Below are 23,425 nucleotides of genomic sequence, written 5' to 3'. Positions count from 1 at the left end.
CGACGAGGCGGCGCGGCCGGGCTGTCAGGCAGGGCGGCGGCGGGCGGCTCAGCCGGCGTCGGCGTCCGGCCAGGCGGCGCGGACAAGCGCGGGCAGCACCTCGCCGGCCGGGCCGCGCAGGTTCACCGCGCAGATCGCGTCCAGCGGCGTCGGCACCGGGTTCACCTGCACCACGGGCGCGCCGAGACGGGCCGCCACGAGCGGGATCTCGGCGGCCGGGTGCACGAGCGCCGAGGTGCCCACCGTCAGCAGCAGGTCGCAGCCGGACGCCGCCTCGACCGCCGCGTCGAGCGCGGCCGACGGCAGCGCCTCGCCGAACCACACCACCCCGGGCCGCACGGGCGCGCCGCATCCGGCGCACGCGGGCGGGGTCAGCGGCCCGTCGTGCGGTTCCGGCGCATGCGGCACCGGCCCGCCGTGCGGTTCCGCCTCGTCGTGCGCCTCCGGACTGCCGAACGGCACCGGCGCGTCGGAGGGCGGCGGCAGGTCGGACGGCAGCGGCGCAGGCCGGGCGCAGGCCGAACAGCGGGGCGCGAACAGGCTGCCGTGCAGGCGTACCGGGGCCGGCACACCGCCGCGCTCGTGCAGGTCGTCGACGTTCTGCGTGATCACCACGGTCTCCGGGCACCGGGCCCGGATCGCGGCCACCGCCCGGTGCCCCGGGTTCGGCCGGGCCCGGCGCACCCCGTGCCGGCGTGCCTCGTACCAGCCCCAGACCAGCGCCGGGTCGGCCCGGAACGCGGCAGGGGTCGCCAGCTCCTGCGGGTCGTACCGCTGCCAGAGCCCGGTCTGGGCGTCCCGGAACGTCGGCACGCCGCTCTCGGCCGACATGCCGGCCCCGGTGAACACCACCGGCCGCCGGGCGGCGGCGAGCAGCCGGCCCGCCTCGGCCAGCTCCGGCCCGGTCACACGTCCACCGTCAGCCGCACGTCGACCCGGTCGCCCAGCTCGATGCCCTCGGCCCGGCGCGCCGCGACCCGCAGCGGCACCACGTACCGGCCGTCCTTGGGCCACAGCGACGTCCGCCAGCCGGTGCCGCCGATGCGGACCGTCACCGGGATCATGCCCCAGCCGTAGGTGACCGACGCCGAGGCGGCCTCGATGGCCGCGCTCTGCTCGTCGGGCACCGTGACGAAGTGGTACGGCGCCGGGCCGCGCCAGAACCACACCTCGCCGCTGAACGCCAGCTCCATCCGGTCAGGATAGGGGCCGGGACCGACGCGACCGCAGCAGCCGCAGCCCGGTCACCGTCACCCAGACGAACAGCGGGAACACGGCGACGCGTTCCATGCCGCCCACGCCGATGCCGGCGTCCACCCGGGACAGGAACAGCACGGTGCCGGCCAGGCCGAGCAGGCCCAGGAACGCGCTGACGGGCCGCAGCTCGCGCAGCAGCGGCGACCGGCCGAGCGCGGCGGCCAGCAGCGCCGCGTTGCCGAGCGCGAAGACCAGCAGCGCGCCGAGCACGTGCAGGTTCTCGTCCACGTCGGCCGGGTGGAGGCCGGCCAGCACGTACCCGGATCCGGCAGCCACTGCCGACGCGACGGTGACGGCCGCGGCGCGCCCCGGGCGCAGCGCCCGGTGTGCGAGCAGCGCGCCGAGCGCGAGCAGCAGCCCGGCGCCGACGAACACGGCGTTCATGGCCGGGTGCCACGGCGAGCAGACCGGACGCGGGCGGCTCCTGTCCCACACGCCGCAGGTCACGTTGCCGAGGTCGCTGATGTTGTGCTCGGCCCAGCTGAACCGGGGCTGCTCCCAGGCCAGGCCGACGACCACGTTGGCGACCAGGAACGACACGGCGGCGAGCAGCCAGCAGGCGCCCGCGAGGCGGTTTCTCATCCGCCGAGTGCACCGTCCCGGGGCATCCCGGCGCACGGGGCGTGGCGGGCCGGTTCGAGGTAGGGCCAGGCCTACCCGGAGAGCGGGGTCCAGCCGGCTGGGAAGCACGGCGTGGCCTGGCTAGCGTCACCGCATGACCGTTGATCACGGGCTGGCCGGCGCGTTGCGCCGCCGCCGCTACCTGCTGTCCGCGTGGCCGTGGCGGGCACTGGCGTACGCCGTCACGACGCTGCCCCTGGCCGGCGCGGCGGCGCTCGGCGCGGCGGTGGTCGCCGCGCCACTGCTGCTGGTGGCCGGCGCGCTGCGGCGGGGCCGCCCGGTCGACGCCCCGGCGCTGGCGGTGCTGGCCGTGCTGGCGCTCGCGGTGGTGGCGCTCGCCCCGCTGGCCTGCGCGCCGGTGGCTGCCGTCGAGCGGTGGCGCCTCGGCCTGGCCGACGACCGCCCGGTGACAGCACCGCGGTGGCGTGGGCTCGCCGCCCGCCTCACCACCGCCGCCGGGTGGCGGGAGGCCGCGTACCTGGCCGTGCTGGGTGTGGCGGTGCCGCCGGCGTACGGAACGGTCGGTCTGCTCGCGCTGCTGGACGCGGTGCTGATCGCCGGTCCGTGGCTGGCCGGCGGCGAGGACCGGATCGTGCTGGTCTGGGCCACAGTCGACTCCCCGGCCGAGGCGGTGCCGTACGCGCTCGCCGGTCTGCTGGCGGTCCCGGCGCTGGTCTACCTGGCCGGCCTGCTCGTAGCGGTCCAGGCGACGGTGGCCCGCCTGCTGCTCGACGACGCGCCCGCCGGTACGGCGCTGCGCGAGGTGACCCGGTCCCGGGCCCGCCTGGTGAGCGCGTACGAGGCGGAGCGCCGCCGCATCGAGCGGGACGTGCACGACGGCGTGCAGCCGCGCCTGACCAGCCTCACGCTCCAGCTCGGGCTGGCCCGCCTCGACGTGCCGGACGACTCCCCGGCGGCGGGGCCGCTCGCGGCGGCGCACGAGCAGGCCAAGGGGCTGATGGTGACGTTGCGCGGGATCGTCCACGGCATCCGTCCGGCGCAGCTCACCGAACTCGGCCTGCCCGCCGCCGTCGGTGACCTGGCCGCCCGGTCGGTCGTCCCGGTCGCCGTGCACGCCGACCTGACCCGCCCGGTGCCGGAGCTGGTGGAGACCACCGCCTGGTACGTGGTCTCGGAGACGCTCGGCAACGTGGCCCGGCACACCGGGGCAACCCGGGCGCAGGTGCGGCTGATCCGCGACGAACGGCTGCTGGTGGTGGAGGTGTGCGACGACGGCCGGGGCGGCGCCGACCCGGCGCGCGGCACCGGCCTGACCGGGCTCGCGGACCGGGTGGCCGCGGTGGACGGGCGGCTGCTGCTGTCCAGCCCGCCCGGTGGGCCTACCCTCGTGCGGGTGGAGCTGCCGTGCCGTCCGTGATCCGGGTCGTCCTGGCCGAGGACGAGATCCTGCTGCGGGAGGGCCTGGTGGGCCTGCTGACCCGGTTCGGCTTCGCGGTGGACGCCGCCGTGGGCTCCGCCCCGGAGCTGCTCGACGCGGTCCGCACGCACCGGCCCGATCTGCTGGTGACCGACATCCGGATGCCGCCGCAGCACCGCGACGACGGCCTGCGCGCTGCGGTCACGCTACGCGCCGAGCGCCCGGACCTGGCCGTGGTGGTGCTCAGCCAGCACGTGCAGAGCGGGTACGCCGCCGCGCTGCTCGACAGCGGCGACGGCAACCGGGTCGGCTACCTGCTCAAGGACCGGGTGGCAGACGTCGCCGAGTTCGCCGCGACGCTGCGCCGGGTGGCGGCCGGCGGCACCGCCGTCGACCCGGACGTGGTGCGGCACCTGCTGCGCCGCCCCCGCGACCCGCTCGGCCCGCTGTCCCCCCGGGAGCGGGAGGTGCTGGGGCTGGTCGCCGAGGGCCACTCCAACGCCGCGATCGCGGCCCGCCTGCACGTCACCGAGGCGGCGGTGGGCAAGCACGTGGGCAACATCCTGGCCAAGCTCGGCCTGCCGCCGGACGAGGACACCAACCGGCGGGTGCTGGCAGTGCTCGCCTGGCTGCGCGCGGCGCGCTGACCGGGCGTTACAGGCTCATCGGCCCGGGGTCGGTGGCCAGCGCCCGGAACCGCTCGCGCGGGTCGGACACGAGCCGCCGTGCGGTGAGGTCGAGCAGCCCGCCGACGCCGCTGACCGATGCGACGGGGGTGCCGTCGGCCCGGGTGAAGTCCTGGCCGATCCGGAACGTCTTGCCCTCGCCCCAGTGGAACTCGCAGGTCACGTCGACCTCGTCGCCGCCGCGCAGCTCCCGCAGGTAACGCACCGTCACCTCCAGCGCGACCGGCCCGACGCCGCCGGCGAGCAGCCGCTCCTGGCCGATGCCGGAGGCGCGCAGGCACTCCCAGCGGGCGTGCTCGGCGTACTGGAGGTAGACCGCCTGGTTGAGGTGCCCCTGCGTGTCGAGTTCGTAGCCGCGCACGGTGACGCGTACCCGGAACGGATCTGCCATGCCGGCAGCCTAACCAGGGGCGCAGCGGTAATCCGCGTGCGGTCCGGGCCGCGCGGCCCTAGCCTGCCCGGCGTGACCCTGGAGATCGTGACACTGGCGCAGCGGCCCGACCTGGCGCCGCTGCTGGACAACGACTTCGACGGCGCCTGGCCGCCGTTCATGCTCTGGGATCCGATGGGGGCGCTCTACTACGGCGTCGCGCACGAGCTGCACCCCGAGTTCGTCTTCGCCGCCGTCGACCCGGCCGAGCCGGGCCGGGCCGTGGCCCGCGGGTACGCGGTGCCGCTGCGCTGGACCGAGGACGAGCTGCCCGACGGCGGCTGGGATCGGGTGATCCAGCGGGCCACGCTCGGCCGGCTCACCGGGTCGACGCCGAACCTGGTGTCCGCGCTGGAGATCTGCGTGCGACCGGACCGGCGCGGCGGCGGGGTGTCCGGGCTGATGCTCACGGCCATGCGCGCGGCGGTGGCCCGCGCCGGCTTCGACACGCTGGTGGCGCCGGTGCGCCCGAGCGGCAAGGCCGCCGTCCCGGACGTGCCGATGACCGAGTACGTGGCCCGGCACCGCCCGGACGGGCTGCCGGCCGACCCGTGGCTGCGGGTGCACGTCCGCGCGGGCGGGGTGATCGAGCGGATCGCGCCCCGCTCGATGACGGTGACCGGCACGCTCGCCGACTGGCGGCGCTGGACCGGGCTGCCGTTCGACACCTCCGGCCCGGTACGCGTGCCCGGAGCGCTGACGCCGGTGCTCGTCGACGCCGACCACGACCACGCCGCGTACGTCGAGCCGAACGTGTGGGTGCGGCACCGGCTCTGAGCGGGCCCGCGGGTCAGGCCGGCCAGGCGTGCCCGATCCCGTCGAGCAGCAGCACGACGCCCTCGGTGGCCGCCTCCCGGTCCCGGGAGATCTCCCGGTACTCCGGCGAGGTGGACCAGCGCTCGAAGTCCTCGCGGCTGTCGAAGGACAGGAGCACCGCCTTCTGGTGCGGCCATTCCCCCTCCACCACGCGGGGGGCGGTGTCGGCGGCGAGCAGCTTCCCGCCGTATCGGGCCAGCACCGGCGGGAAGGCCGCGGCATACCTGTCGTAGCGCGCCCGGTCGTGGATGGTGAGCTGTGCGAGGGCGTAGACGGTCACCGGCTCAGGCTACCGACCGCCCGACGGCTGCGGCCTCGTCCGTCGGGCCGGATCCCGCACCTCGCGAGCCGGGTCGACTGTCCGGTGTGCTCTAGCCATTATGGCCCTGACCTGCGAATACTGATAGCAGGTCCGCGCGGCGTGGGGGGAAAGAGGTGGGGCACGATGATCGAGCAGGAGACCCAGCCGGAGGCCATACCCGAGCCCCGGAACGCGCCGGAGGGCGGGCCGTCCCGGCCCGCCGCGTCGGTTCCCGGTGCGGTGTGGCAGGTCCGCGTACGGACCAAGCTCGACGACCTGTACCAGCAGCTCGCGGTGCTGTCCCCGCGCGACCCCGAGCGGGCCGAGGCGCTGCGCGCGCAGCTGTCCCGGGTGGAGGTGGTGCTCGGACGCAGCGGCGTGGTCGAGTGGTTGCGCGGCGGCAACCTGGAGTACGCGTGGCAGACGATCCACTCGGTGGAGCGGGCCATGGTGGCGCTGCGCAGCACGGACGAGCTGACCGGGCTGCTGCCCGCGTACCGCAGCGCGGCGGCGCAGGTGCTGCCCGCCGACGACAAGGTGCTCACCGACCTCGACCCGTCGGCCGGCGCCCCGTCCGAGGCGCTGCTGCGCGCCCGGGTGCAGGCGCTGCTGCTGCGCTACCACTCGGCGTCCGACGAGTTCCACGAGTCGGCGCGCCGGCTGCGCAACCGGATGCTGGGCCTGTCGGTGTTCGCGCTGCTGGCGGAGGTCCTGGTGGTGCTGGTGCAGTGGCTCAGCCACGACGTCCGGCTGCTGGAGGCGCCGACCGACGCCGGTGGCGTACCGGCCTGGCGGCTGCTGTTCTTCGTGCTGATCGCCGGGGCCCTCGGGGCGTTCCTCAGCGCGCTGCCGTCGATGATCACCTCCCGGTCCGGCGGGCTGCCCTACAAGCTGCCGTTCCAGCAGGGGCTGCTCAAGCTCGCCGTCGGCCCGCTGGTCGCGGTGGTCGGCATCATGCTGGTCATCGGCGGCCTGGTGGAGACCAGCGTGAGCAGCACCGCCGCGTTGCTGGGCCTGGCGATCGTGTTCGGTGCCGGGCAGCAGGCGGTCACCGCGTTCGCCGACCGGCGGGCGGCCGAGCTGCTCGGCCCCGCGGCCAAGAGCTGATGCCGCGCGGGTGGCCGCCGGCCCTGGGTAGCCTGATCCCATGATCTTCATTACCGCCAAGTTCCGGGTCCGCCCGGAGGACGCCGACCGCTGGCCGCAGATCGCCGCCGACTTCACCGCCGCGACCCGGGCCGAGCCCGGCTGCCTGTGGTTCGACTGGTCCCGCAGCCTGGACGACCCGACCGAGTACGTGCTGGTCGAGGCGTTCCGGGACGACGAGGCGGGCGCCGCGCACGTGCAGTCGGAGCACTTCCGGACCGCCCAGCGCACGTTGCCGCCGCACCTGGCCGAGACGCCCCGGATCGTCAACGTGACGGTGCCACAGCAGGACTGGTCGCGCCTGGGCGAGATGGCGGTGCCGGGCGACGCCTGACCGGGTGACCGGTCCGGCGCGGGCGGCGGTCGTGCCGCCCGCGCGGCCGGTCAGGGGATGGTCAGGCCGTACGCGGCGAGGATCTCCAGGATCGGCTGGTAGTAGCTGGTGCCGCCGCTCGTGCAGTTGCCGCTGCCGCCGGACAGGACGCCGATGACGGTGCCGGTCGCCGCCACGTAGAGCGGGCCGCCGCTGTCGCCCGGTTCGGCGCAGATGTTCGTGCGGATGAGCCCGGTGACGCTGCCCTCGGCGTAGTTGACAGTCGCGTTCAGCCCGGTGACGGTGCCGCACCGCACGCCCGTGGTGGCGCCGCTGCGGCAGACCGCCTGCCCGACGTACGCGCTGCCCGCGGCGGTGACGGTGACCTGCCCCGGGTAGGTGTGGATCGCGCTCGGGTGGGCGACGGTGCCGGTGTAGCGGACCACGCCGTAGTCGTTGCCGGGGAAGCTGCTGCCGGTCCGGCTGCCCAGCACCGTGGTGCGGGCGCTGTCGGCGTACCAGGTGGCGGCGAGGCGGGTGCAGTGCCCGGCGGTCACGAAGTACCAGGTGGCGCCGCTGCGCACGTTCGCGCCCAGTGAGCAGCGCCCGCCGCCGCCGTGGATCGCCTGACCGCCGGCGATGAGCGTGCGCAGCCGCCCGGGTTCGTGGCGCAGCACCGCGCCGGCCCGGTCGGCGGTCCGGCGCAACGCGGCCAGCTCGCGCCCGCGTACCGTGTCGTCGGCGGTGACTGTCAGCCGGCCGGTGGCCGGGTCGTGCCCCCAGGCGGTGCCGGGCGTGCGGATCGCGGCGAGCGCGGCGGGCTCGGGCGGCGGTGCGGCGGCGCCGGCCCGGGCAACCGCCGGGGTGCCGGCGAGCAGGGCGGCGAGGACGAGTACGACGAGCGCGGGTCGGCGCATCCTCCAGGACCTCCTCCATCGTCTACGGTCGATTCGTCAAGCATCGGCCCGGCGACGCGATCGACTCAACCGGCAGAACCGGCGCTCCCCGAAACTTCCGGAGCCGCGCCGGGCGGTACGCGCGTGCCCGCCTACCGCCCCCGCCCGGGATTCCGCCCGTTCGCCCGGCGCCGCGTGCCCCGATGTCGACATATCGAGGTGATTAAGTTTTCGGAACGCTTCCGGTAGGCTCCGGGCAGAGATTCGCTTCGATCCACTCACGATGTGCCGGGGATCCACTCCCCCACCTGGCGCGGCCACCGGGCGGCCGCGCGGAGCCGACATCGTGGCGGGCGGTGGCCGAGGCGAGCCGATCCCATTGACAGGCTAGAGAGGCGTTCAGATGGACAAGGTGCTCGCCCGCGGCAGCGGGAGCGCGGCAGCCCGGTCACGCCCGCGGACCGCTGTGGTCGCGATGGTGGCGGGGGCCGCGGTGGTCGCCGCCACGATAGCGGCGGCGACCAGCGCCAGCGCCGGTACGACGCTCGGCGCGTCGGCGGCGGAGCAGGGCCGGTACTTCGGCACGGCGGTGGCGGTGAACAAGTTGTCCGACAGCACGTATGTCGGCATCCTGAACCGCGAGTTCAACATGGTCACCGCCGAGAACGAGATGAAGTGGGACGCCACCGAGCCGTCCCAGAACCAGTTCAACTTCAGCAGCGGCGACCGGCTCGTCGCGCACGCCCAGGCCAACGGCATGCGGGTACGCGGACACGCGCTGGCCTGGCACTCGCAGCAGCCCGGCTGGGCGCAGAACATGTCCGGCAGCGCGCTGCGCCAGGCGATGCTCAACCACGTCACCCAGGTCGCCACCCACTACCGGGGCAAGATCCACTCCTGGGACGTGGTGAACGAGGCGTTCGACGACGGCAACAGCGGCGCCCGCCGCAACTCCAACCTGGAGCGCACCGGAAGCGACTGGATCGAGGCCGCGTTCCGTGCCGCCCGCGCCGCCGATCCGGGCGCCAAGCTCTGCTACAACGACTACAACACCGACAACTGGTCGTGGGCCAAGACCCAGGCGGTCTACAACATGGTGCGGGACTTCAAGTCCCGGGGCGTGCCGATCGACTGCGTCGGTCTCCAGTCGCACTTCAACAGCGGGTCGCCGTACCCGAGCAACTACCGCACCACGCTGCAGAACTTCGCCGCGCTCGGCGTCGACGTGCAGATCACCGAGCTGGACATCGAGGGTTCGGGCAGCAGCCAGGCCACCACGTACGGCAACGTGACCCGGGACTGCCTGGCCGTGCCGCGCTGCAACGGCATCACCGTCTGGGGCATCCGGGACACCGACTCCTGGCGGGCCAGCGGCACCCCGCTGCTGTTCGACGGCAGCGGCAACAAGAAGCAGGCGTACACCGCCGTGCTGAACGCGCTCAACGAGGGCGGCACCCCGCCGCCCACCACCGCGCCGCCGACCAGCACGCCGCCCACCTCGGCGCCGCCCACCAGCACGCCGCCGACCAGCGCGCCGCCCACGACTCCCCCGCCGACCGGCGCCTGCACCGCCACGCTCACCGTCAACCAGTGGCCGGGCGGCTTCGTCACCAACGTCCGCATCACCGCGGGCTCCTCCGGACTCAACGGCTGGGCCGTGTCGCTGACAGTGCCCTCGGGCTCGGCGATCACGAACACCTGGAGCGCCCAGGCCAGCGGCACCAGCGGTGCGGTGACCTTCCGCAACGTGGACTACAACCGCCAGGTCGGTGCCGGTGGCACCACCGAGTTCGGCTTCCAGGGCACGGGTACCGCGCCCTCCGGCACGCCGGCCTGCGCGGCTGGCTGACAGTCGACGCGACCCGGCACGGGGCCACCGTGCCGGGTCGCGTCCCGGGCGGGCAGCGGCCCGCGACCGTACAGTGGGGTAGGTCCTGTTCCACCGTTTCGCCGGAAGGACCACAGTGAACCGACGCATCAGGACCGCCCTCGGCGTCGCCCTGACCGCCGCCCTCGTCACCACCGCCGCCCCGGCCCCCGCCACCGCCCACGACCGCCGCCCGAGCGTCATCGCGCTGCCCGACGGCTTCCAGCCGGAGGGCGTCGCCGCCGCCGGCCGGTACGCCTGGTTCGGGTCGCGGGCCACCGGCGAGATCTACCGCGCCGACCTCATCACCGGAGCGGGCCGGCAGGTCAGCCCCGCCACCGGCACCCCCTCGCTCGGCCTGAAGGTCGACCCGCGGGGCCGGCTCTTCGTCGCCGGCGGCACCGCCGGTGACGCCCGGGTGATCGACACGCGCACCGGCGCCGTGCTCGCGAGCTACCGGTTCGCCGACGCGCCGACGTTCGTCAACGACGTGGCGCTCACCCGCGACGCCGCCTGGTTCACCGACTCGAACCGGCCGGTGCTGTACCGCCTGCCGCTGGGGCGCGGTGGCACGCTGCCGCCCGCCGGCGGCTTCACCACGCTGCCGCTGACCGGCGACTTCCAGCAGACCGGCACCGGCATCAACCTCAACGGCATCGCGCCCACGCCGGACGGGCGGGCGCTGATCGTCGTGCAGTCGAACACCGGCACGCTGTTCCGGGTGGACCCGGCCACCGGCGTCACCACCACCGTCGACGTGCCGGGGAGCACGTTCGTCAACGGCGACGGCCTGCTGCTGCTCGGCCGCACGCTGTACGTGGTGCAGAACCGGCTCAACCAGGTCGCCGCGGTCGAGCTGAACCGCGCCGGCACCACCGGTGTGCTGCGCCGGGTGCTCACCGATCCGGACTTCGACGTGCCGACCACCGTCGCCAGCGCCCTCGGGCGGCTCTACCTGCCCAACGCCCGGTTCTCCACCCCGCCGACGCCGGCCACCCCGTACACGGCTGTCGCCGTCGACGCACGCTGAGCGGGCCGCCGCCCGCGCCGGACGTCCGGCGCGGGCGGCGTCGCTCACTCCTCCATCTCCGGGCCGAGCAGCCGGATCTCCTCGATGTCGATGGCCGCCTGGAGCTGCCGCAGCACCGCGTCGTCGATCTGCCTGGTGTTGCGCAGCCGGGTGATCTCCTGCCGCTTGTGGTCGAGCACCCGCAGCCGCAGCCGGCGGGCCATCTCCCGCTCCGCCTCCGCGTCCTCGCCACCCGGGTCGCGGGCGTCGGCCAGGTGATCCTCGTAGTCGGCGCGCAGCCGGTCCACGGTGTCCTGGGTGGCGCCCACGTCGCTGGCGGCCCGGGGCAGCGCCTCCAGTGCCGCCTCGGTGGCCCGGATCCGGGCCCAGCGCACCTCCTCGTCGCGTTCCCGGTCGCCGGTCAGGCCGGCCCAGCTCACGACCGCGGGCAACGTGGTGCCCTGCACCAGCATGATCAGCACGATCACCACGACGGTGACGAAGATGATCAGGTCACGTTCGCGTACCGGGCTCCCGTCGTGCATGGTGACCGGCACGGCGAGCGCCGCGGCGAGCGAGACGGCGCCCCGGAAGCCGGCCCAGCCCACGGCGGTACGCATCCGGCCGTCGAAGTGCCGTGCCCGGCTCGACTCCCGCCGGTCCACCCGTTGCAGCGCCGACACCGACAGGTGCACCCAGAGCAGGCGGATCGCCACCACGACCGCTGCGACGAGCACCGCGATGCCGAGCGACGCGGTCGGCGAGTGGCTGGTGATGCTGCGCAGCGAGCGCGGCACCTGCGTGCCGAGCAGCACGAACAGCCCACCGTTGATCATGAAGGTGGAGAGGTCCCAGAACGCGAACGCGGTGACCCGGGAACGGGCCCGGATGACCCGGGGCGCGGCGTACGACAGCAGCAGCCCGGACACGACCACCGCGAGCACCCCGCTGGCGTGCACCGCGTCGGCGAGCAGGAACGCGACGAACGGGGTGAGGATGCTCAGCCCGCCCTCGCGCATCGGGTCGTCCACGTGCTTGCGGATCAGCACGACGACCGCGCCGACGAGCAGGCCCGCGGCCACCCCGCCGGCCGACTTGCCGACGAACTCGCCGCTGAGCGTCAGCGCACCGGGCACCGTACCGCCCGCGACCACGCCCGCCGCCACCGCGAACAGCACGAGCGCCGTACCGTCGTTGACCAGGCTCTCCGCGCGCAGCGTGGTGAGGATGCCGCGCGGCATCCGTTTGGCCAGGCCGGCCACGGCGGCGGCGTCGGTCGGCGCCAGGACGGCCCCGAGCACCCACGCGGCGGCCGGCTGCACGCCGAGGGCCTGCGCGGTGTACGCGACGGCGACCATCGTGACGATCACCAGCACGACGGCGAGCCCGACGATCACCGTGAGGTTGGCCCGGATCTCGCGGAGGCTGATGACCAGACTCTCCCGGTAGAGGATCGCCGGAAGGAACAGCACCAGCACGACCTCGGGTTCGAGGATCAGGTTTTCGAACGGCGGCAGCAGGCCGATCAGCGCGCCCATCGCGATCAGCAGGACCGGCGGCGCGACGCTGTAGCGACCGCCGATCGTGGTGCCGACGAGCACGGTGGCACCCAGCACCGTGATCAGCACGAGTGCTTCCACGCCGTACCCCCGTCACCGTCCGCCGGGGATCACGGTGCCCTACGGCGGCGGTCCGGCGGGGCGGAACGGGTGATCGTTACTCGAAGCGGGCCGGGTCGCCGGCGCCGCGGCGCAGGATCTCCGGCTCGGGGCCGGACAGGTCGACCACTGTGGTCGGCTCCAGCCCGCAGTCCCCGGCGTCGACCACGGCGTCGACGAGGTGGTCGAGCCGTTCCTTGATCTCCCAGCCCTGGGTCATCGGCTCGTCCTCGCCGGGCAGCAGCAGCGTGCTGGTCAGCAGCGGCTCACCGAGTTCGGCGAGCAGCGCCTGGGTCACGGTGTGCCGGGGTACGCGCGCCCCGACCACCCGGCGCCGCGGGTCCTGCAACCGGCGGGGCACCTCGGCGGTGGCCGGCAGCAGGAAGGTGTAGCTGCCCGGGATGACGGACTTGACCTGCCGGAAGACCGCGTTGCTGAGCTTGACGAACTGGCCGAGCTGGGCGAAGTCGGCGCACATCAGGGTGAACGGGTGCCGGTCGTCGAGCCGCCGGATCTCCCGGATCCGCTCCACGCCGTCGCGGTTGCCGATCCGGCAGCCGAGCGCGTAGCAGGAGTCGGTCGGGTAGGCGATCACCCCGTCGGCGCGCAGCAGGTCCACCACCTGCCGGATCACGCGGGGCTGGGGGTTGTCCGGATGCAGGTCGTAGTACCTCGCCACGCCGGCCAGCCTATGTCCACGCCCGGGCGGGCGCAGGTTTGGCCGGGGCGGTTTCCGGAAACAGGTGGGGGCCGTTCACGACAGGGGGACCGAATCATGTCCGAAGCCAGCACAGACCGCGTCGCCGACCGCCCCGCGGAGGTGACCGATCCGCTGCTGTGGGACCTGGCCGCCGCGGTGGCCGACGCGCACCAGCCGGACGCCGAGCGCGTCTGCACCAGCCCGAGCTGCGTCGGGGCGGCGTGGCCGTGCGCGGCCTGGAACAACGCGCAGGCGGGGCTGAGCGCCGCCCGGACGCCGCGGCAGCCCGCCGCGCCCCGGCAGTCCGCCGGCTCCCCGCAGTCCGCGTCGCGGCCGGTCGCCGGGCAGCCGGGCGCCGGTCGAGCCGGTGCCGCCGGCGAGCCGGGCACGGCTGCGGCACGCGCCGACGTGCGGAGTCTCGCCGCCACCGCCGCCTGACTCAGCGTAGGCGTACGCGTCCTCGCGCCGCCCCCGGCCGCCTCGGTCGGGGGCGGCGCTTCGTGCGGGCCGTCGACGCTGGTCAGGGCGCTTCGCGAGGTGACCGGAGGGCCTTCCGTGCGCACGGGAGAGCGCTCTCTTTGGTAACAAGACATTGACGGAGCCGTAACCCGAACCTTACTGTCCCTTCTCAAGAGAGCGCTCTCACGACTGCCGGAACACCACTTCGTACCCCGCCTTCTCCTCGTGAAGGGGACCTCCATGAACCTCCTGCGGGACTTCTCTCCCGACCCCGTACCCCCGACCGCGCCCGTCCCGCCCCCGGCCCGCCGTCGCGGTCTGCGGGCGACCGCCCTCGTCGCCGCGTCCGTGCTCGCCGCCGGCCTGCTGGGCGCCGTGGCCGGCGGCGGCGGCACGGCCACCGCCGGCGCCGTCGGCGCGGGCAGCTACACCGAGACGCTGCCGCCCGGCGCCCAGCTGCCCAAGGGCTGCGGCGCGATCAGCACCAACCCGCGCATCTTCACCACCCCCGACGCGCCCGCCGGCGCCATCCCCACCAACGACTGGTGGTCGTCGCTGATCTGGAAGCGCAACAACTGCGCCGGCAGCGAGAACCTGCACGCCCACCCGCTGGCGTTCAAGGCCGAGAACAACGGGCTCGGCCTGTCGTACACCACCACCCCGGCCATCAGCGGCACCGCGACCGGTGTCGGCGAGTTCCACTACCCGTACGGCGAGGACGTCCGCGTCGGGATGCCCGGACTGTCCGCGCCGGTCGTCAAGGCCGCCGGCTGGAGCGACTGGACGGTCACCGCCGACTGGAGCGACGGCAGCCGCACCATGCGCGCCACCATCGGCCACGGGCTGCCGTTCAGCTACTACACGGTCAGCGGCGGCACCGCGCAGCTCACCGCCACCGCGACGCCCACCGTGTGGCGCAACTCCGGCGCCACCATCGGCTTCACTGTCAACGGCCACGACTACGTCGCGTACGCACCGACCGGCGCGACCTGGACCGTCAACGGCGCCGGCATCAGCTCGACGCTGGCCGGCAAGGGGTACTTCTCGGTCGCGGTGCTGCCCGGCGGCGGCGACCGGGCCGCCCTGGCCGACACCTACGGCCGGTACGCCCACGCCCACGTCACCGGCACCCGGATGAGCTACACGTACGACCCGTCGGCCGGAACGGTGCGCACCACGTACGCGTTCACCACCACGCCCCGCGAGGGCAGCGAGACGAAGACAGTGGTGGCGCTCTACCCGCACCAGTGGCGCAGCCTCACCGGCGCCACCCCGATCACCCCGACGTACGTCTCGGCGCGCGGCGCCATGCGGGTGCTCACCGGCGTGCCGTCGTTCACCACCACGATGCGTTTCACCGGTGTGCTGCCCGAGGTGCCCGCCGTCGGCGACTCCAGCGGCGCGGACCTGGCCACCGTCACCGGCTACCTCAACGCCGAGCAGGGCAACCCGGAGGGCGTCAGCGGCCGGGACACCTACTGGGCGGGCAAGGGACTCGGCCGGGCCGCCCGGATCGCCGAGATCGCCGACCAGCTCGGGCAGACCCCGGTCCGCGACGCGGCGGTGACCGCGATGAAGAACCGGCTGACCAACTGGCTCACCGCCGGCTCGGGCGAGACCAGCCAGCTGTTCTACTACGACCGCAACTGGGGCACGCTGATCGGCTACCCGGCCTCGTACGGCTCCGACGAGGACCTCAACGACCACCACTTCCACTACGGCTACTTCATCGCCGCCGCCGCCACTGTCGCCAAGTTCGACCCGGGCTGGGCCGACGACAGCCGCTACGGCGGCATGATCGACCTGCTCATCCGCGACGCCAACAACTACGACCGCGCCGACAGCCGCTTCCCCTACCTGCGGGACTTCGACATCTACGCCGGGCACGACTGGGCCTCCGGGCTGGCGCCGTTCTTCGCCGGCAACAACCAGGAGTCCTCCTCGGAGGGGATGAACTTCGCCAACGCGCTGATCCAGTGGGGTCAGGCCACCGGCGACACCGCCGTCCGCGACGCCGGGGTCTACCTGTGGACCACGCAGTCGGCGGCCATCTCCGAGTACTGGTTCGACGTGTACGACCAGAACTTCCCGGCCGCGTTCGGGCACAAGACGGTCGGCATGGTGTGGGGCGACGGCGGGGCGTACGCGACCTGGTTCTCCTCCGCGCCGGAGATGATCCAGGGCATCAACATGCTGCCGATCACCGGCGGTCACCTCTACCTGGGCGACCACCCCGAGTACGTCAAGGCCAACTACGCCGAGCTGGTCACCAACAAGGGCGGCCCGCCGACCGTGTGGCAGGACATCATCTGGGAGTTCCTGGCCCTCGGCGACGGCGAGCAGGCGCTGCGCAACTTCCGGGCGAACAGCGGGTTCACCAGCGAGGAGGGCGAGAGCAAGGCGCACACGTTCCACTGGATCCGCAACCTCGCCGCGCTCGGCACCGTGGACACCACGGTCACCGCGAACCACCCGCTGGCGAAGGTGTTCGTCAAGAACGGCGCCCGCACCTACGTGGCGTCGAACATCACCGCCCGGCCGCTCACAGTCACGTTCTCCAACGGCACCACGCTCACCGTGCCGGCCGGGAGGACGGCCACCTCCGGGGCGTACGCGTGGAGCGGCGGCGACGCCACCGGCGGCGTGACCGTACCGACCGGTCCGCCGCCGACCTCGACGCCGACGCCGACCCCGACGACCGCCAGTCCGACACCGACCACGGCCAGCCCGACGCCGACGCCGACGCCGACCACCGCCAGCCCCACTCCGAGTACCGGCACCCCGCTGACACCGGTCCGCTACCTGCGTACGGGCGGCGGGCTGGACGGCACCACCGGCACCGCCGGCACGGTGAACGTGGCGGCGGCGAACGGCAACTCCGACGGCACACCGGCCAACCCGCAGGTGTTCACCGCCACCGGGCTGACCGGCACGTACACCGGCGGGGCGACCGCGTTCGACCTGGCCGTCGACGCGGGGACCGCGATCGGCAACGGCGTCCAGATCCGGGTCTCGTACGACCTGACCGGCAACGGCAGCGTCGAGCGGGTGGAGACCTACCGGTACTTCGCCACCGATCCGATCCCGGGTGCGGAGCGCTACCGGCAGACCCAGGGCCTGCTCTCGGCCACCGGCACGCTGGGCAACCTGTCCGGCGGCACGGTACGCGTCGAGGTGTGGAACGCCATCGGTGGCGCGCCCACGATCCTCGGCGTCGGCAACGCCTCGACGGTCACGTTGCCGTACGGCTCCTGACCCACGGTTCCGGCGCCCCGGCCCGCGCGGCCGGGGCGCCGGCTCGTGCCTACCGGTTCACGGCCAGCGGGTCGCGGTGGCCTCGAACACCTCGCTGTCACTCGCCACCGGGATGACGCAGAGCAGGTGCCCGCCCGGCGCGCGCAGCACGTGGCAGTCGAGCCAGCGGGACACCGGCGTGGCGCCCAGCCCGCACAGCCGCTCCACCTCGGCCGCCACATCGTCGGTCTCGATGTCGAGATGGTGACGGGGCGCGTCGTCGACCGACTGCACGGCGGTGACCAGCCCCGGCACCACGTCGGCCAGGCCGGTGAACTCCGGTTCGGCCGGATCGGTGCGCAGGCTCGCGCCGAGCGCGGCGGACCAGAACGCGGCGCACTCCCCCGCCTCGTCCCGCGGCGCGTCGATGATCAGGGCGTACAACCTCGATCGATGCATCGCCCGAGCCTAGCCACGACCGCCGGCAGCGGCAGCCCGGCGAGGTCAGGCGGTCACGTGGGCGCTGTCGCCGGCGGTCGCGGCGAACGACGTGCCGCTGACCATCCGCGCGGCGTCGGAGGCGAGGAACACCACCAGCGGCGCCACGTCCTCCGGCTCCACCCACGGCACGCCGAGCGGCGTCTTCGCCCGCAGCGCCTGAATCGCGGCGTCCTCCACCTGAGCCAGGTCACCGGAGGCCGGCTTGCCCGCCTCGACGAGCGCCTGGACGTACCGGTCCCGGTGCCGGGTCAGGGCGGTGTCGACCAGGCCCGGGATCACCGCGTTCACCGTCACGCCGTGCGGCCCGAGTTCCAGCGCGGCGGACTTGACCAGCCCGATCAGTCCCCACTTGGACGCCGAGTACGCGGACCCGTTCGTGGTGCCGTGCTGCCCCTGGGTGGACGACGTGACCACGATCCGGCCGCCGCCGCGACGTACCAGCAACGGCGCGAAGACCCGCAGCACGTTCGCGGCGCCGGTGAGGTTCACGTCGATCTGGTCGTGCCAGTGCCGGTCGGTCATCTCCAGCAGCGGCGCGAACGCCTGGATCCCGGCGTTGGCGAACAGCACGTCCACACCGCCGTGCTCGCGTTCCACCGCCTCGGCCACAGCGCGTACCGCGCCGATGTCGCGCTGATCGGCCACGTGCGCCGACCAGCGGGCGCCCGCCGCCGTCACCCGCCGGCCGGTCTCGGCCAGGTCCTCCGGGGTAGCGGGCGGCAGGTCCAGGATCGGGCTGACCGGCCCGGCGACGTCCATCCCGGCCACGTCCGCGCCCGCCTCGGCCAGCGCCACCGCCGCGGCCCGGCCGATCCCCCGCGCGGCGCCGGTGACCACAGCGACCCGCCCCGACAGCACCCCCGCCACCGCGTCACCCCTCCCGTGGACTCCCCTCTCGCACCGTAAGCCCTGCCGCCATCGCCCCGCCTGCAATCGAGATCCCCGTACGCCCGCCCAGCTCACCGCACCCCGGCCCGCTCATCACCGATGCCTCCCTCAACCGGCGACCGCCTCGCCCAAGTGGAGGCGCACCTCTGGACAGAACCAGCCACCTCCCGGAGTTGGCGTCAAGCACGCACCCCACGTGCACCCGCCGATCCAAGGTCAACGCCAGCACGGGGAGGTGGTCACATCCAACCCACCCGGACCCCACCACTCCCCCGAACTGGTGTCGATCACGCGAGCAACCGACACCCGACCGAGGCCAAGATCAACACCAGTACGGGGAAGTGGCCACATCCGACCCACCCGGACCCCACCACTCCCCCGAACTGGTGTCGATCACGTATGACCTGCCCACGCCCGGCACCCCACGCCACCAAAGGCCGACACCACCTCGCCGAAGCGGCGGCATCCCCTGCATGAGAAGCGAGCCACCCGGCCAAAGCCCAGGCCAAGGCAACCAAGATCAACACCACCATCGGGAAGTGGCGCCTTCAGACCCGGCCCGACCCCGCCACTCCCCCGAACTGGTGTCGATCTTGAGGGACCGGACCGCTACGGCGCGGTCACCTCGGCCAGCAGCTCCAGCAGGTGCCGGTACGGCTGCCCGGTGGCCCGCGCAAGCCCGATTTCGCAGGTCCGGTTCACCGAGGCGTACCCGTCGAAGGGGCGCGTCGCGACGGCGGCGGCCTCGGCCCGGGTGGCCGACGCGGTCAGCTCCGGATGCAGCAGTCCCCGGTCACCGGCGAAGCCGCAGCACTGCCAGCCGTCCGGGACCACCACCTCGTCGGCGACCGCGCGGGCCACGGTGAGCAGCGCGTCGTCCAGGCCGAGCCGGACCGACGAGCAGGTCGGGTGCAGCGCGAGCGAGCCGATCCGGCGGCGCACGGTCAGCCGGGGCAGCAGCGTGCCGACGGTGTACGCGACCGCGTCGACGACCCGCACGTCCCCGGCGCCGTCGACCAGCCGCTCGAAGCCCTCGGTGCAGGACGCGGCGTCGCTGACCACCGGCAGCGCGCCGTCGCGGCTCGCGGCGCGCAGCACCGGGGGCACGCGGTCGCGGACCGACCGGTAGCCGTCGGTGAGGCCCTTCGACGACCAGGGGGTGCCGCAGCACAGGTCACCGATGCCGTCCGGCACGAGCAGGCGTACGCCGGCCCGCTCGGCGAGCGTGAGCAGCGCGGCGGCCACGCCGGTGCCACCCTGCGCCGGGGCGAACAGCGTGCCAAGGCAGGACGGGACGAACACCGCGTCGGGGTCGTCGGCCGGGTGGGGGCGGCGCGGGGTGCCGCCGCGCGGCAGGTCCCGCTGCCACCGCGGCACCCGGTCCGCGCCGAGCACCGCGCGGGCGGCCCGGGTGGCGGCCTCGGGCAGCGCGGGCGGCAGCGCCCCGGCCAGGTCGAGTCCCCGGGCCATGCCCCGGGTGGTGACGCCCCAGCGGCGGGCCGCCCCGCGCCAGGCGGTCCCCGCCGTCCGGCCGTGCTCCTGCGCGCGCAGCCGCTTGACCAGGTCACCGGTGTTGATCAGCACCGGGCAGGCGGTGGCGCACATGCCGTCGACCGCGCAGGTCTGCACCGCGTCGTAGTCGTAGTCGTCGGTCAGCTCCCGGGCCAGCGCGGTGTCTCCGGCGGCCTGCGCGGCGGCGATCTCCCGGCGCAGCACGATGCGCTGCCGGGGCGTGGTGGTGAGATCACGGCTGGGGCAGACCGGCTCGCAGTAGCCGCACTCGACGCAGCGGTCCACCTCCTCCTCCACCGCCGGCACGGTCTTGAGGTGCCGCATGTGGATGTCCGGATCGTCGCTGAGCAGCACGCCCGGGTTCAGCACGCCGTCCGGGTCGCAGAGCGTCTTCAGCTCGCGCATCACCTCGTACAGCTCGTCGCCGAACTGGCGGCGCACGTAGGGGGCCATCACCCGGCCGGTGCCGTGCTCTGCCTTGAGCGTGCCGCCGTGGCCGAGCACCAGGTCGACCATCTCCTCGGTGAAGTCGGCGTAGCGCGCCGGGGCCTCGCCGCCGTCGAACCGCTCGTTGAGCATGAAGTGCAGGTTGCCGTCCTTGGCGTGGCCGAAGATCGCGCTGTCGGCGTACCGGTGCCGCTCGAACAGGTCGGCGAGCGACGCGCAGGTGCCGGCGAGCGCCTCGACCGGGACGGCGATGTCCTCCAGCAGCGCTGTGGTGCCGGACGGGCGGGCGCCCGCCACGGCCGCGTACAGGCCCTTGCGGATGTGCCACAGCGCGGCGCGGGCGGCCGGCTCTCCGCTGAGCCGGGCCGGGGCGCTCAGCGGCAGGCCGGACAGCACCGGTCCGGCGTCTGCGACCCGGTCGGCGAGCGCCGCCGGGTCGGACTCCTGCCACTCGGCGAGCAGCGCGGCGTGCCCGCGCACGGCCAGGCCGCGCAGCGTGGCGTCCGCCTTCGGGTCGCGCTGGGCGACGCGCAGGGCGGCGGCGTCGAGCAGCTCGATCGCCGCCGGCCCGGCGGCCACCAGCGCCGGCATGGCGGCCATCGCCGCGCCCAGGGTGTCGAAGACCAGCAGGCCGGTCGCGGCGTGCCGGTGCACGGGTACGGTGCGGAACGTCGCCGAGGCGACGAACGCGAGCGTACCCTCGCTGCCCACCACGAGCCGGGTGAGCAGGTCGGCCGGGTCGTCGTGGTCGAGGAACGCGTTCACGCCGTACCCCATGGTGTTCTTCATGGCGTACTGGGCGCGGATGCGGCGCACCGAGTCGGGATTGCCGCGTACCCGGTCGCGCAGCCGCAGCAGCCCGGCGTGCAGGTCCGGTTCGGCGGCGCGCAGCCGGGCGTCGGCGTCCGGGGCGCCGGTGTCCAGCACGGTGCCGCCGGGCAGGGCGAGGACCAGCGACTCCAGCGTCCGGTACGTGTTGAACTCGGTTCCGCAGGTCATGCCGCTGGAGTTGTTGGCGACCACGCCGCCGACCGTGCAGGCGGACTCGCTCGCCGGGTCGGGGCCGAGTTTGCGGCCGTACGACGCAAGGCGCGCGTTCACCTGCCGCAGCACCACCCCGGGCTGCACCCGTACCCGCCGCCCGTCGTCGAGCACCGTCAGGTCGCGGAAGTGCCGCCGCACGTCGACGAGCAGCCCGTCGGTGACCGCCTGGCCGCTGAGGCTGGTGCCGCCGGAGCGGAACGTCAGCGCGGTGCCGGTGCGGCGCCCGTACGCGAGCAGCGCCGCTACCTGACCGGCGTCGGCCGGCGTGATCACCGCGCCGGGGTGCAGCAGGTAGTGCGAGGCGTCGTGGGCCATCCGCAGCCGGTCCGCGGCCCGGGTCGTCACGCCGCCGGGCACCACCGACTCCAGCCCGGCCCGCGTGGACGCGCTCAGCTTCGTCATGATCACCGCACCTCCCCCGGCTCACAGTAGTCACGCACGGCGGGGCTCACCGCGCGGTGATCCGGTCCAGCACCCGCCGCTGGAACGCGCGGGCGGCTGGGCCGGACGGCGGCGTGCCGCCCCGGCGGGCCGCGATCGAGGCGCGGATCAGCGCGGCGTCCGGGTCGTCGGCGGCCACCCGCAGCCCGGCGTCGACCTTGCCCAGCCAGACGCCGTCGCGGATGCGCACCAGCGCCCGGCAGGCGCCGAGCACCGCGTCCTCCGCGCCGGGGGCCGGTTCGTCGCCGGGTGGCGTGGGCAGCGCCAGCCACCAGCGCAGCGCGTCCGCGAGCAGCGCCCGCAGCGCCTCGGGTGACGGGTCGGCGAACACGTCGGCGGCGGGCGGGCCCAGTAGCGTCCGGCCGGACTGGCGCAGGATGCTGCGGTCCAGCGCGTACCAGAACCGCCCGTCGGCGGCGGGCCGGTCGGCCGGGTCGTAGGTGGCGCGGAACGGCATGGTGGCACCGGTGTTCAGCTCGACCTCGAAGCCCGGCTCCGGGGTGCCGGAGGCGGCCACGTCGCGGCGGTAGACGACCAGTTCCAGGCCGCGCGCCGGGCAGGGCAGCGACTCGTGCCGCAGCCGGTCCACGAGCAGGCGCTTGTCCGGCTCCGGCATCGGCCCGGCGGCCACCAGCGCCACGTCCACGTCGCTGCGGCCCGGCTGGTACGCGCCCAGCCCGACCGACCCGGCGGCGTACGCGCCGACCAGGTCCTCACCGAGCACGTCCCGGGAGCGGCGGACCACTTCGGCCAGGTAGTCGCGGATGTCGTCGCGCATTCCGGCATCCTGCCCCGGCCCGGGCGCGGTCAGTCCGCCGGGTCGGGACAGCACACGGTCAGCGCGCCCGGCACCACCTTCACCTTGAGTCGTTTCGCCTTGCCCCGGGCGCCGCCGTCCAGCTCGTACGTCTTCGGCGCGTCGAACCGGACCTTGATCTTGCGACCCCGGGTGATCCGCACGAACGGCGACTCCTCGGAGCGCCCGGCGGCCATCCGGCCCAGCGTGCGCGCCCAGTCCACCGCGCCGCTGGCGGTGGACACGCCGACCTCCAGCGCCCCGTCGTCCGGGCGGGCGTCGTCGAAGGCCGGGATGCCGCCGGTGATGGTGCCGACGTTGCCGAACAGCACGCAGCTCGCCTCGTCGTCGAACCAGTCGGCGCCGTCGACCCGGATCCGGGTCCGTACGCACTCGCCGCGCACGTGCCGCAGCCCGGTCCAGACGTACGCGATCCGGCCGAACCGGCCCTTGAGCTGCCGGTCGGCGTCACGGATCAGGTCGCCGTCGAACCCGGCGCCGGCCATCACCGCGAAGTGCTCGCCGTTGATCCGGCCCAGGTCCAGCTCGCGCCGGCGGCCGTGCAGCGCGATGCGCACCGCCTCCGGCAGGTCGACCGGGATGCCCAGGTTCACCGCGAACAGGTTGGCCGTGCCGGCGGGCAGGATGCCCATCGGCACGCCGCTGCCCGCGAGCGCGTCGGCGCACCGCTGCACCATGCCGTCGCCGCCCCACACCAGCACCAGCTCGGCGCCCTCGTCCAGGGCCGCGCGCACCCGCTTGGGCGCCTTGCGGCTCTTCGGCACCTCGTACCAGAGCAGCCGCCCGACCCCGGCGGCGACGAGCCGGGAGCGCAGCTCGTCGAGCCCACCCCCGAACGTCTTCTTCCGGTGGGCGACGACAGCGATCACACCGGCCGGGGGCGCGGCGGGGGCGGGGGTGGTGTCCGGGCGTTCGGCCGTGCGCGTGTCCATGGCCGGCTGGTACCCGGACGCCGCGGATCCCACGCCTGCGCCCGGCGCGACGCGCCCGACACGGATCGACGG

22 protein-coding genes are annotated in these 23,425 nt (G+C 74.5%); 9 read left to right on the top strand and 13 right to left on the bottom strand.

All coding sequences use genetic code 11. The annotated features are described in order from the left end of the window. Positions 1 to 48 precede the first annotated feature (48 nt). The 3 genes from BFV98_RS03595 to BFV98_RS03585 are packed head-to-tail and all read right to left on the bottom strand — an operon-like array spanning position 49 to position 1,839. Positions 49 to 909 (bottom strand): Sir2 family NAD-dependent protein deacetylase, encoded by an 861-nt coding sequence (locus BFV98_RS03595; protein ID WP_071094905.1) that lies wholly within the window; start codon positions 907 to 909, stop codon positions 49 to 51. Continuing rightward, entirely contained in the window at positions 906 to 1,193 is a 288-nt protein-coding gene (locus BFV98_RS03590; protein ID WP_013286479.1) for a DUF1905 domain-containing protein, read from the bottom strand. Before BFV98_RS03590 ends, BFV98_RS03595 begins: the two co-directional genes overlap by 4 nt. Positions 1,194 to 1,197: 4 nt before the next feature. Further along, entirely contained in the window at positions 1,198 to 1,839 is a 642-nt protein-coding gene (locus BFV98_RS03585) for a DUF998 domain-containing protein (RefSeq protein ID WP_071094903.1), read from the bottom strand. A gap of 133 nt (positions 1,840 to 1,972) precedes the next feature. Between BFV98_RS03585 and BFV98_RS03580 the strand changes: the two genes are divergently transcribed. Both BFV98_RS03580 and BFV98_RS03575 read left to right on the top strand, forming a co-directional pair. Beyond that, positions 1,973 to 3,256, top strand: a complete 1,284-nt coding sequence (locus BFV98_RS03580; RefSeq protein WP_071094901.1) for a histidine kinase — start codon at positions 1,973 to 1,975, stop codon at positions 3,254 to 3,256. Continuing rightward, on the top strand, positions 3,244 to 3,903 hold the full coding sequence (locus BFV98_RS03575) for a response regulator transcription factor (protein WP_071094899.1): 660 nt from the start codon (positions 3,244 to 3,246) through the stop codon (positions 3,901 to 3,903). The genes BFV98_RS03580 and BFV98_RS03575 overlap by 13 nt, the downstream gene beginning before the upstream one ends. A 7-nt stretch (positions 3,904 to 3,910) precedes the next feature. On the opposite strand, the gene BFV98_RS03570 is transcribed toward BFV98_RS03575, so the two are convergent. Then, complete coding sequence (locus BFV98_RS03570) at positions 3,911 to 4,333, bottom strand: thioesterase family protein (RefSeq protein ID WP_071094897.1); 423 nt, start codon at positions 4,331 to 4,333, stop codon at positions 3,911 to 3,913. 72 nt (positions 4,334 to 4,405) lie between these two features. Here BFV98_RS03570 and BFV98_RS03565 point away from each other — a divergent pair, with 72 nt between their 5' ends. Beyond that, a complete protein-coding gene (locus tag BFV98_RS03565; RefSeq protein WP_071094895.1) occupies positions 4,406 to 5,149 on the top strand; it encodes an N-acetyltransferase in 744 nt (247 codons plus the stop codon). Between the two features lie 13 nt (positions 5,150 to 5,162). Here BFV98_RS03565 and BFV98_RS03560 read toward each other — a convergent pair whose 3' ends face one another. Next, a complete protein-coding gene (locus tag BFV98_RS03560; RefSeq protein ID WP_013286485.1) occupies positions 5,163 to 5,468 on the bottom strand; it encodes a DUF1330 domain-containing protein in 306 nt (101 codons plus the stop codon). 165 nt (positions 5,469 to 5,633) lie between these two features. Here BFV98_RS03560 and BFV98_RS03555 point away from each other — a divergent pair, with 165 nt between their 5' ends. Both BFV98_RS03555 and BFV98_RS03550 read left to right on the top strand, forming a co-directional pair. Then, positions 5,634 to 6,596 (top strand): hypothetical protein, encoded by a 963-nt coding sequence (locus BFV98_RS03555; RefSeq protein ID WP_071094893.1) that lies wholly within the window; start codon positions 5,634 to 5,636, stop codon positions 6,594 to 6,596. Positions 6,597 to 6,636: 40 nt separating this feature from the next. After that, positions 6,637 to 6,969 (top strand): putative quinol monooxygenase, encoded by a 333-nt coding sequence (locus BFV98_RS03550; protein WP_013476672.1) that lies wholly within the window; start codon positions 6,637 to 6,639, stop codon positions 6,967 to 6,969. A gap of 50 nt (positions 6,970 to 7,019) precedes the next feature. Here BFV98_RS03550 and BFV98_RS03545 read toward each other — a convergent pair whose 3' ends face one another. Continuing rightward, entirely contained in the window at positions 7,020 to 7,865 is an 846-nt protein-coding gene (locus BFV98_RS03545; protein ID WP_013476671.1) for a S1 family peptidase, read from the bottom strand. 382 nt (positions 7,866 to 8,247) lie between these two features. Here BFV98_RS03545 and BFV98_RS03540 point away from each other — a divergent pair, with 382 nt between their 5' ends. Together BFV98_RS03540 and BFV98_RS03535 are read left to right on the top strand one after the other, a co-directional pair. Next, a complete protein-coding gene (locus BFV98_RS03540; RefSeq protein WP_071094891.1) occupies positions 8,248 to 9,693 on the top strand; it encodes an endo-1,4-beta-xylanase in 1,446 nt (481 codons plus the stop codon). A 115-nt stretch (positions 9,694 to 9,808) separates the two neighbouring features. Next, positions 9,809 to 10,741 carry a superoxide dismutase gene (locus BFV98_RS03535; RefSeq protein ID WP_071094889.1) on the top strand — a complete coding sequence of 311 codons (933 nt, stop codon included), beginning with the start codon at positions 9,809 to 9,811 and terminating at the stop codon, positions 10,739 to 10,741. Between the two features lie 44 nt (positions 10,742 to 10,785). On the opposite strand, the gene BFV98_RS03530 is transcribed toward BFV98_RS03535, so the two are convergent. Continuing rightward, positions 10,786 to 12,360 (bottom strand): Na+/H+ antiporter, encoded by a 1,575-nt coding sequence (locus BFV98_RS03530; RefSeq protein ID WP_030273226.1) that lies wholly within the window; start codon positions 12,358 to 12,360, stop codon positions 10,786 to 10,788. A gap of 76 nt (positions 12,361 to 12,436) precedes the next feature. Further along, positions 12,437 to 13,057: an L-threonylcarbamoyladenylate synthase gene (locus BFV98_RS03525; RefSeq protein WP_013286492.1), complete on the bottom strand. Its 621-nt coding sequence runs from the start codon at positions 13,055 to 13,057 to the stop codon at positions 12,437 to 12,439. A 96-nt stretch (positions 13,058 to 13,153) separates the two neighbouring features. Here BFV98_RS03525 and BFV98_RS03520 point away from each other — a divergent pair, with 96 nt between their 5' ends. After that, positions 13,154 to 13,516, top strand: coding sequence for a hypothetical protein (locus BFV98_RS03520; protein WP_071094887.1), 363 nt, complete (start codon positions 13,154 to 13,156; stop codon positions 13,514 to 13,516). 261 nt (positions 13,517 to 13,777) lie between these two features. Continuing rightward, positions 13,778 to 16,792 (top strand): glycosyl hydrolase, encoded by a 3,015-nt coding sequence (locus BFV98_RS03515; RefSeq protein WP_071094885.1) that lies wholly within the window; start codon positions 13,778 to 13,780, stop codon positions 16,790 to 16,792. 57 nt (positions 16,793 to 16,849) lie between these two features. Here BFV98_RS03515 and BFV98_RS03510 read toward each other — a convergent pair whose 3' ends face one another. The 5 genes from BFV98_RS03510 to BFV98_RS03490 all read right to left on the bottom strand — a co-directional run bounded on the left by BFV98_RS03510 (position 16,850) and on the right by BFV98_RS03490 (position 23,353). Next, on the bottom strand, positions 16,850 to 17,230 hold the full coding sequence (locus tag BFV98_RS03510) for a VOC family protein (RefSeq protein ID WP_071094884.1): 381 nt from the start codon (positions 17,228 to 17,230) through the stop codon (positions 16,850 to 16,852). Between the two features lie 45 nt (positions 17,231 to 17,275). Next, entirely contained in the window at positions 17,276 to 18,139 is an 864-nt protein-coding gene (locus BFV98_RS03505; RefSeq protein WP_071094882.1) for an SDR family NAD(P)-dependent oxidoreductase, read from the bottom strand. A gap of 630 nt (positions 18,140 to 18,769) precedes the next feature. After that, complete coding sequence (locus tag BFV98_RS03500; RefSeq protein WP_071098739.1) at positions 18,770 to 21,565, bottom strand: FAD-binding and (Fe-S)-binding domain-containing protein; 2,796 nt, start codon at positions 21,563 to 21,565, stop codon at positions 18,770 to 18,772. A gap of 46 nt (positions 21,566 to 21,611) precedes the next feature. Next, positions 21,612 to 22,382 (bottom strand): nucleotidyltransferase, encoded by a 771-nt coding sequence (locus BFV98_RS03495; protein ID WP_071094880.1) that lies wholly within the window; start codon positions 22,380 to 22,382, stop codon positions 21,612 to 21,614. A 29-nt stretch (positions 22,383 to 22,411) separates the two neighbouring features. Beyond that, positions 22,412 to 23,353, bottom strand: coding sequence for a diacylglycerol kinase family protein (locus tag BFV98_RS03490; RefSeq protein ID WP_013286499.1), 942 nt, complete (start codon positions 23,351 to 23,353; stop codon positions 22,412 to 22,414). Positions 23,354 to 23,425 lie beyond the last annotated feature (72 nt).

The organism is Micromonospora sp. WMMB235, from assembly GCF_001855515.1.
In the GTDB taxonomy this organism is placed as follows: domain Bacteria; phylum Actinomycetota; class Actinomycetes; order Mycobacteriales; family Micromonosporaceae; genus Micromonospora; species Micromonospora aurantiaca.
The sequence above is the reverse complement of the archived record's forward strand: the minus strand, read 5'-3'. Positions and strand labels throughout refer to the sequence as shown.

Bases quoted from the DNA above. Each gene is read 5' to 3' on its own strand.
- BFV98_RS03590 (WP_013286479.1), bottom strand. From the start codon at position 1,193: ATGGAGCTGGCGTTCAGCGGCGAGGTGTGGTTCTGGCGCGGCCCGGCG.
- BFV98_RS03585 (WP_071094903.1), bottom strand. From the start codon at position 1,839: ATGAGAAACCGCCTCGCGGGCGCCTGCTGGCTGCTCGCCGCCGTGTCG.
- BFV98_RS03580 (WP_071094901.1), top strand. From the start codon at position 1,973: ATGACCGTTGATCACGGGCTGGCCGGCGCGTTGCGCCGCCGCCGCTAC.
- BFV98_RS03570 (WP_071094897.1), bottom strand. From the start codon at position 4,333: ATGGCAGATCCGTTCCGGGTACGCGTCACCGTGCGCGGCTACGAACTC.
- BFV98_RS03555 (WP_071094893.1), top strand. From the start codon at position 5,634: ATGATCGAGCAGGAGACCCAGCCGGAGGCCATACCCGAGCCCCGGAAC.
- BFV98_RS03550 (WP_013476672.1), top strand. From the start codon at position 6,637: ATGATCTTCATTACCGCCAAGTTCCGGGTCCGCCCGGAGGACGCCGAC.
- BFV98_RS03545 (WP_013476671.1), bottom strand. From the start codon at position 7,865: ATGCGCCGACCCGCGCTCGTCGTACTCGTCCTCGCCGCCCTGCTCGCC.
- BFV98_RS03540 (WP_071094891.1), top strand. From the start codon at position 8,248: ATGGACAAGGTGCTCGCCCGCGGCAGCGGGAGCGCGGCAGCCCGGTCA.
- BFV98_RS03520 (WP_071094887.1), top strand. From the start codon at position 13,154: ATGTCCGAAGCCAGCACAGACCGCGTCGCCGACCGCCCCGCGGAGGTG.
- BFV98_RS03515 (WP_071094885.1), top strand. From the start codon at position 13,778: ATGAACCTCCTGCGGGACTTCTCTCCCGACCCCGTACCCCCGACCGCG.
- BFV98_RS03510 (WP_071094884.1), bottom strand. From the start codon at position 17,230: ATGCATCGATCGAGGTTGTACGCCCTGATCATCGACGCGCCGCGGGAC.
- BFV98_RS03500 (WP_071098739.1), bottom strand. From the start codon at position 21,565: ATGACGAAGCTGAGCGCGTCCACGCGGGCCGGGCTGGAGTCGGTGGTG.
- BFV98_RS03495 (WP_071094880.1), bottom strand. From the start codon at position 22,382: ATGCGCGACGACATCCGCGACTACCTGGCCGAAGTGGTCCGCCGCTCC.
- BFV98_RS03490 (WP_013286499.1), bottom strand. From the start codon at position 23,353: ATGGACACGCGCACGGCCGAACGCCCGGACACCACCCCCGCCCCCGCC.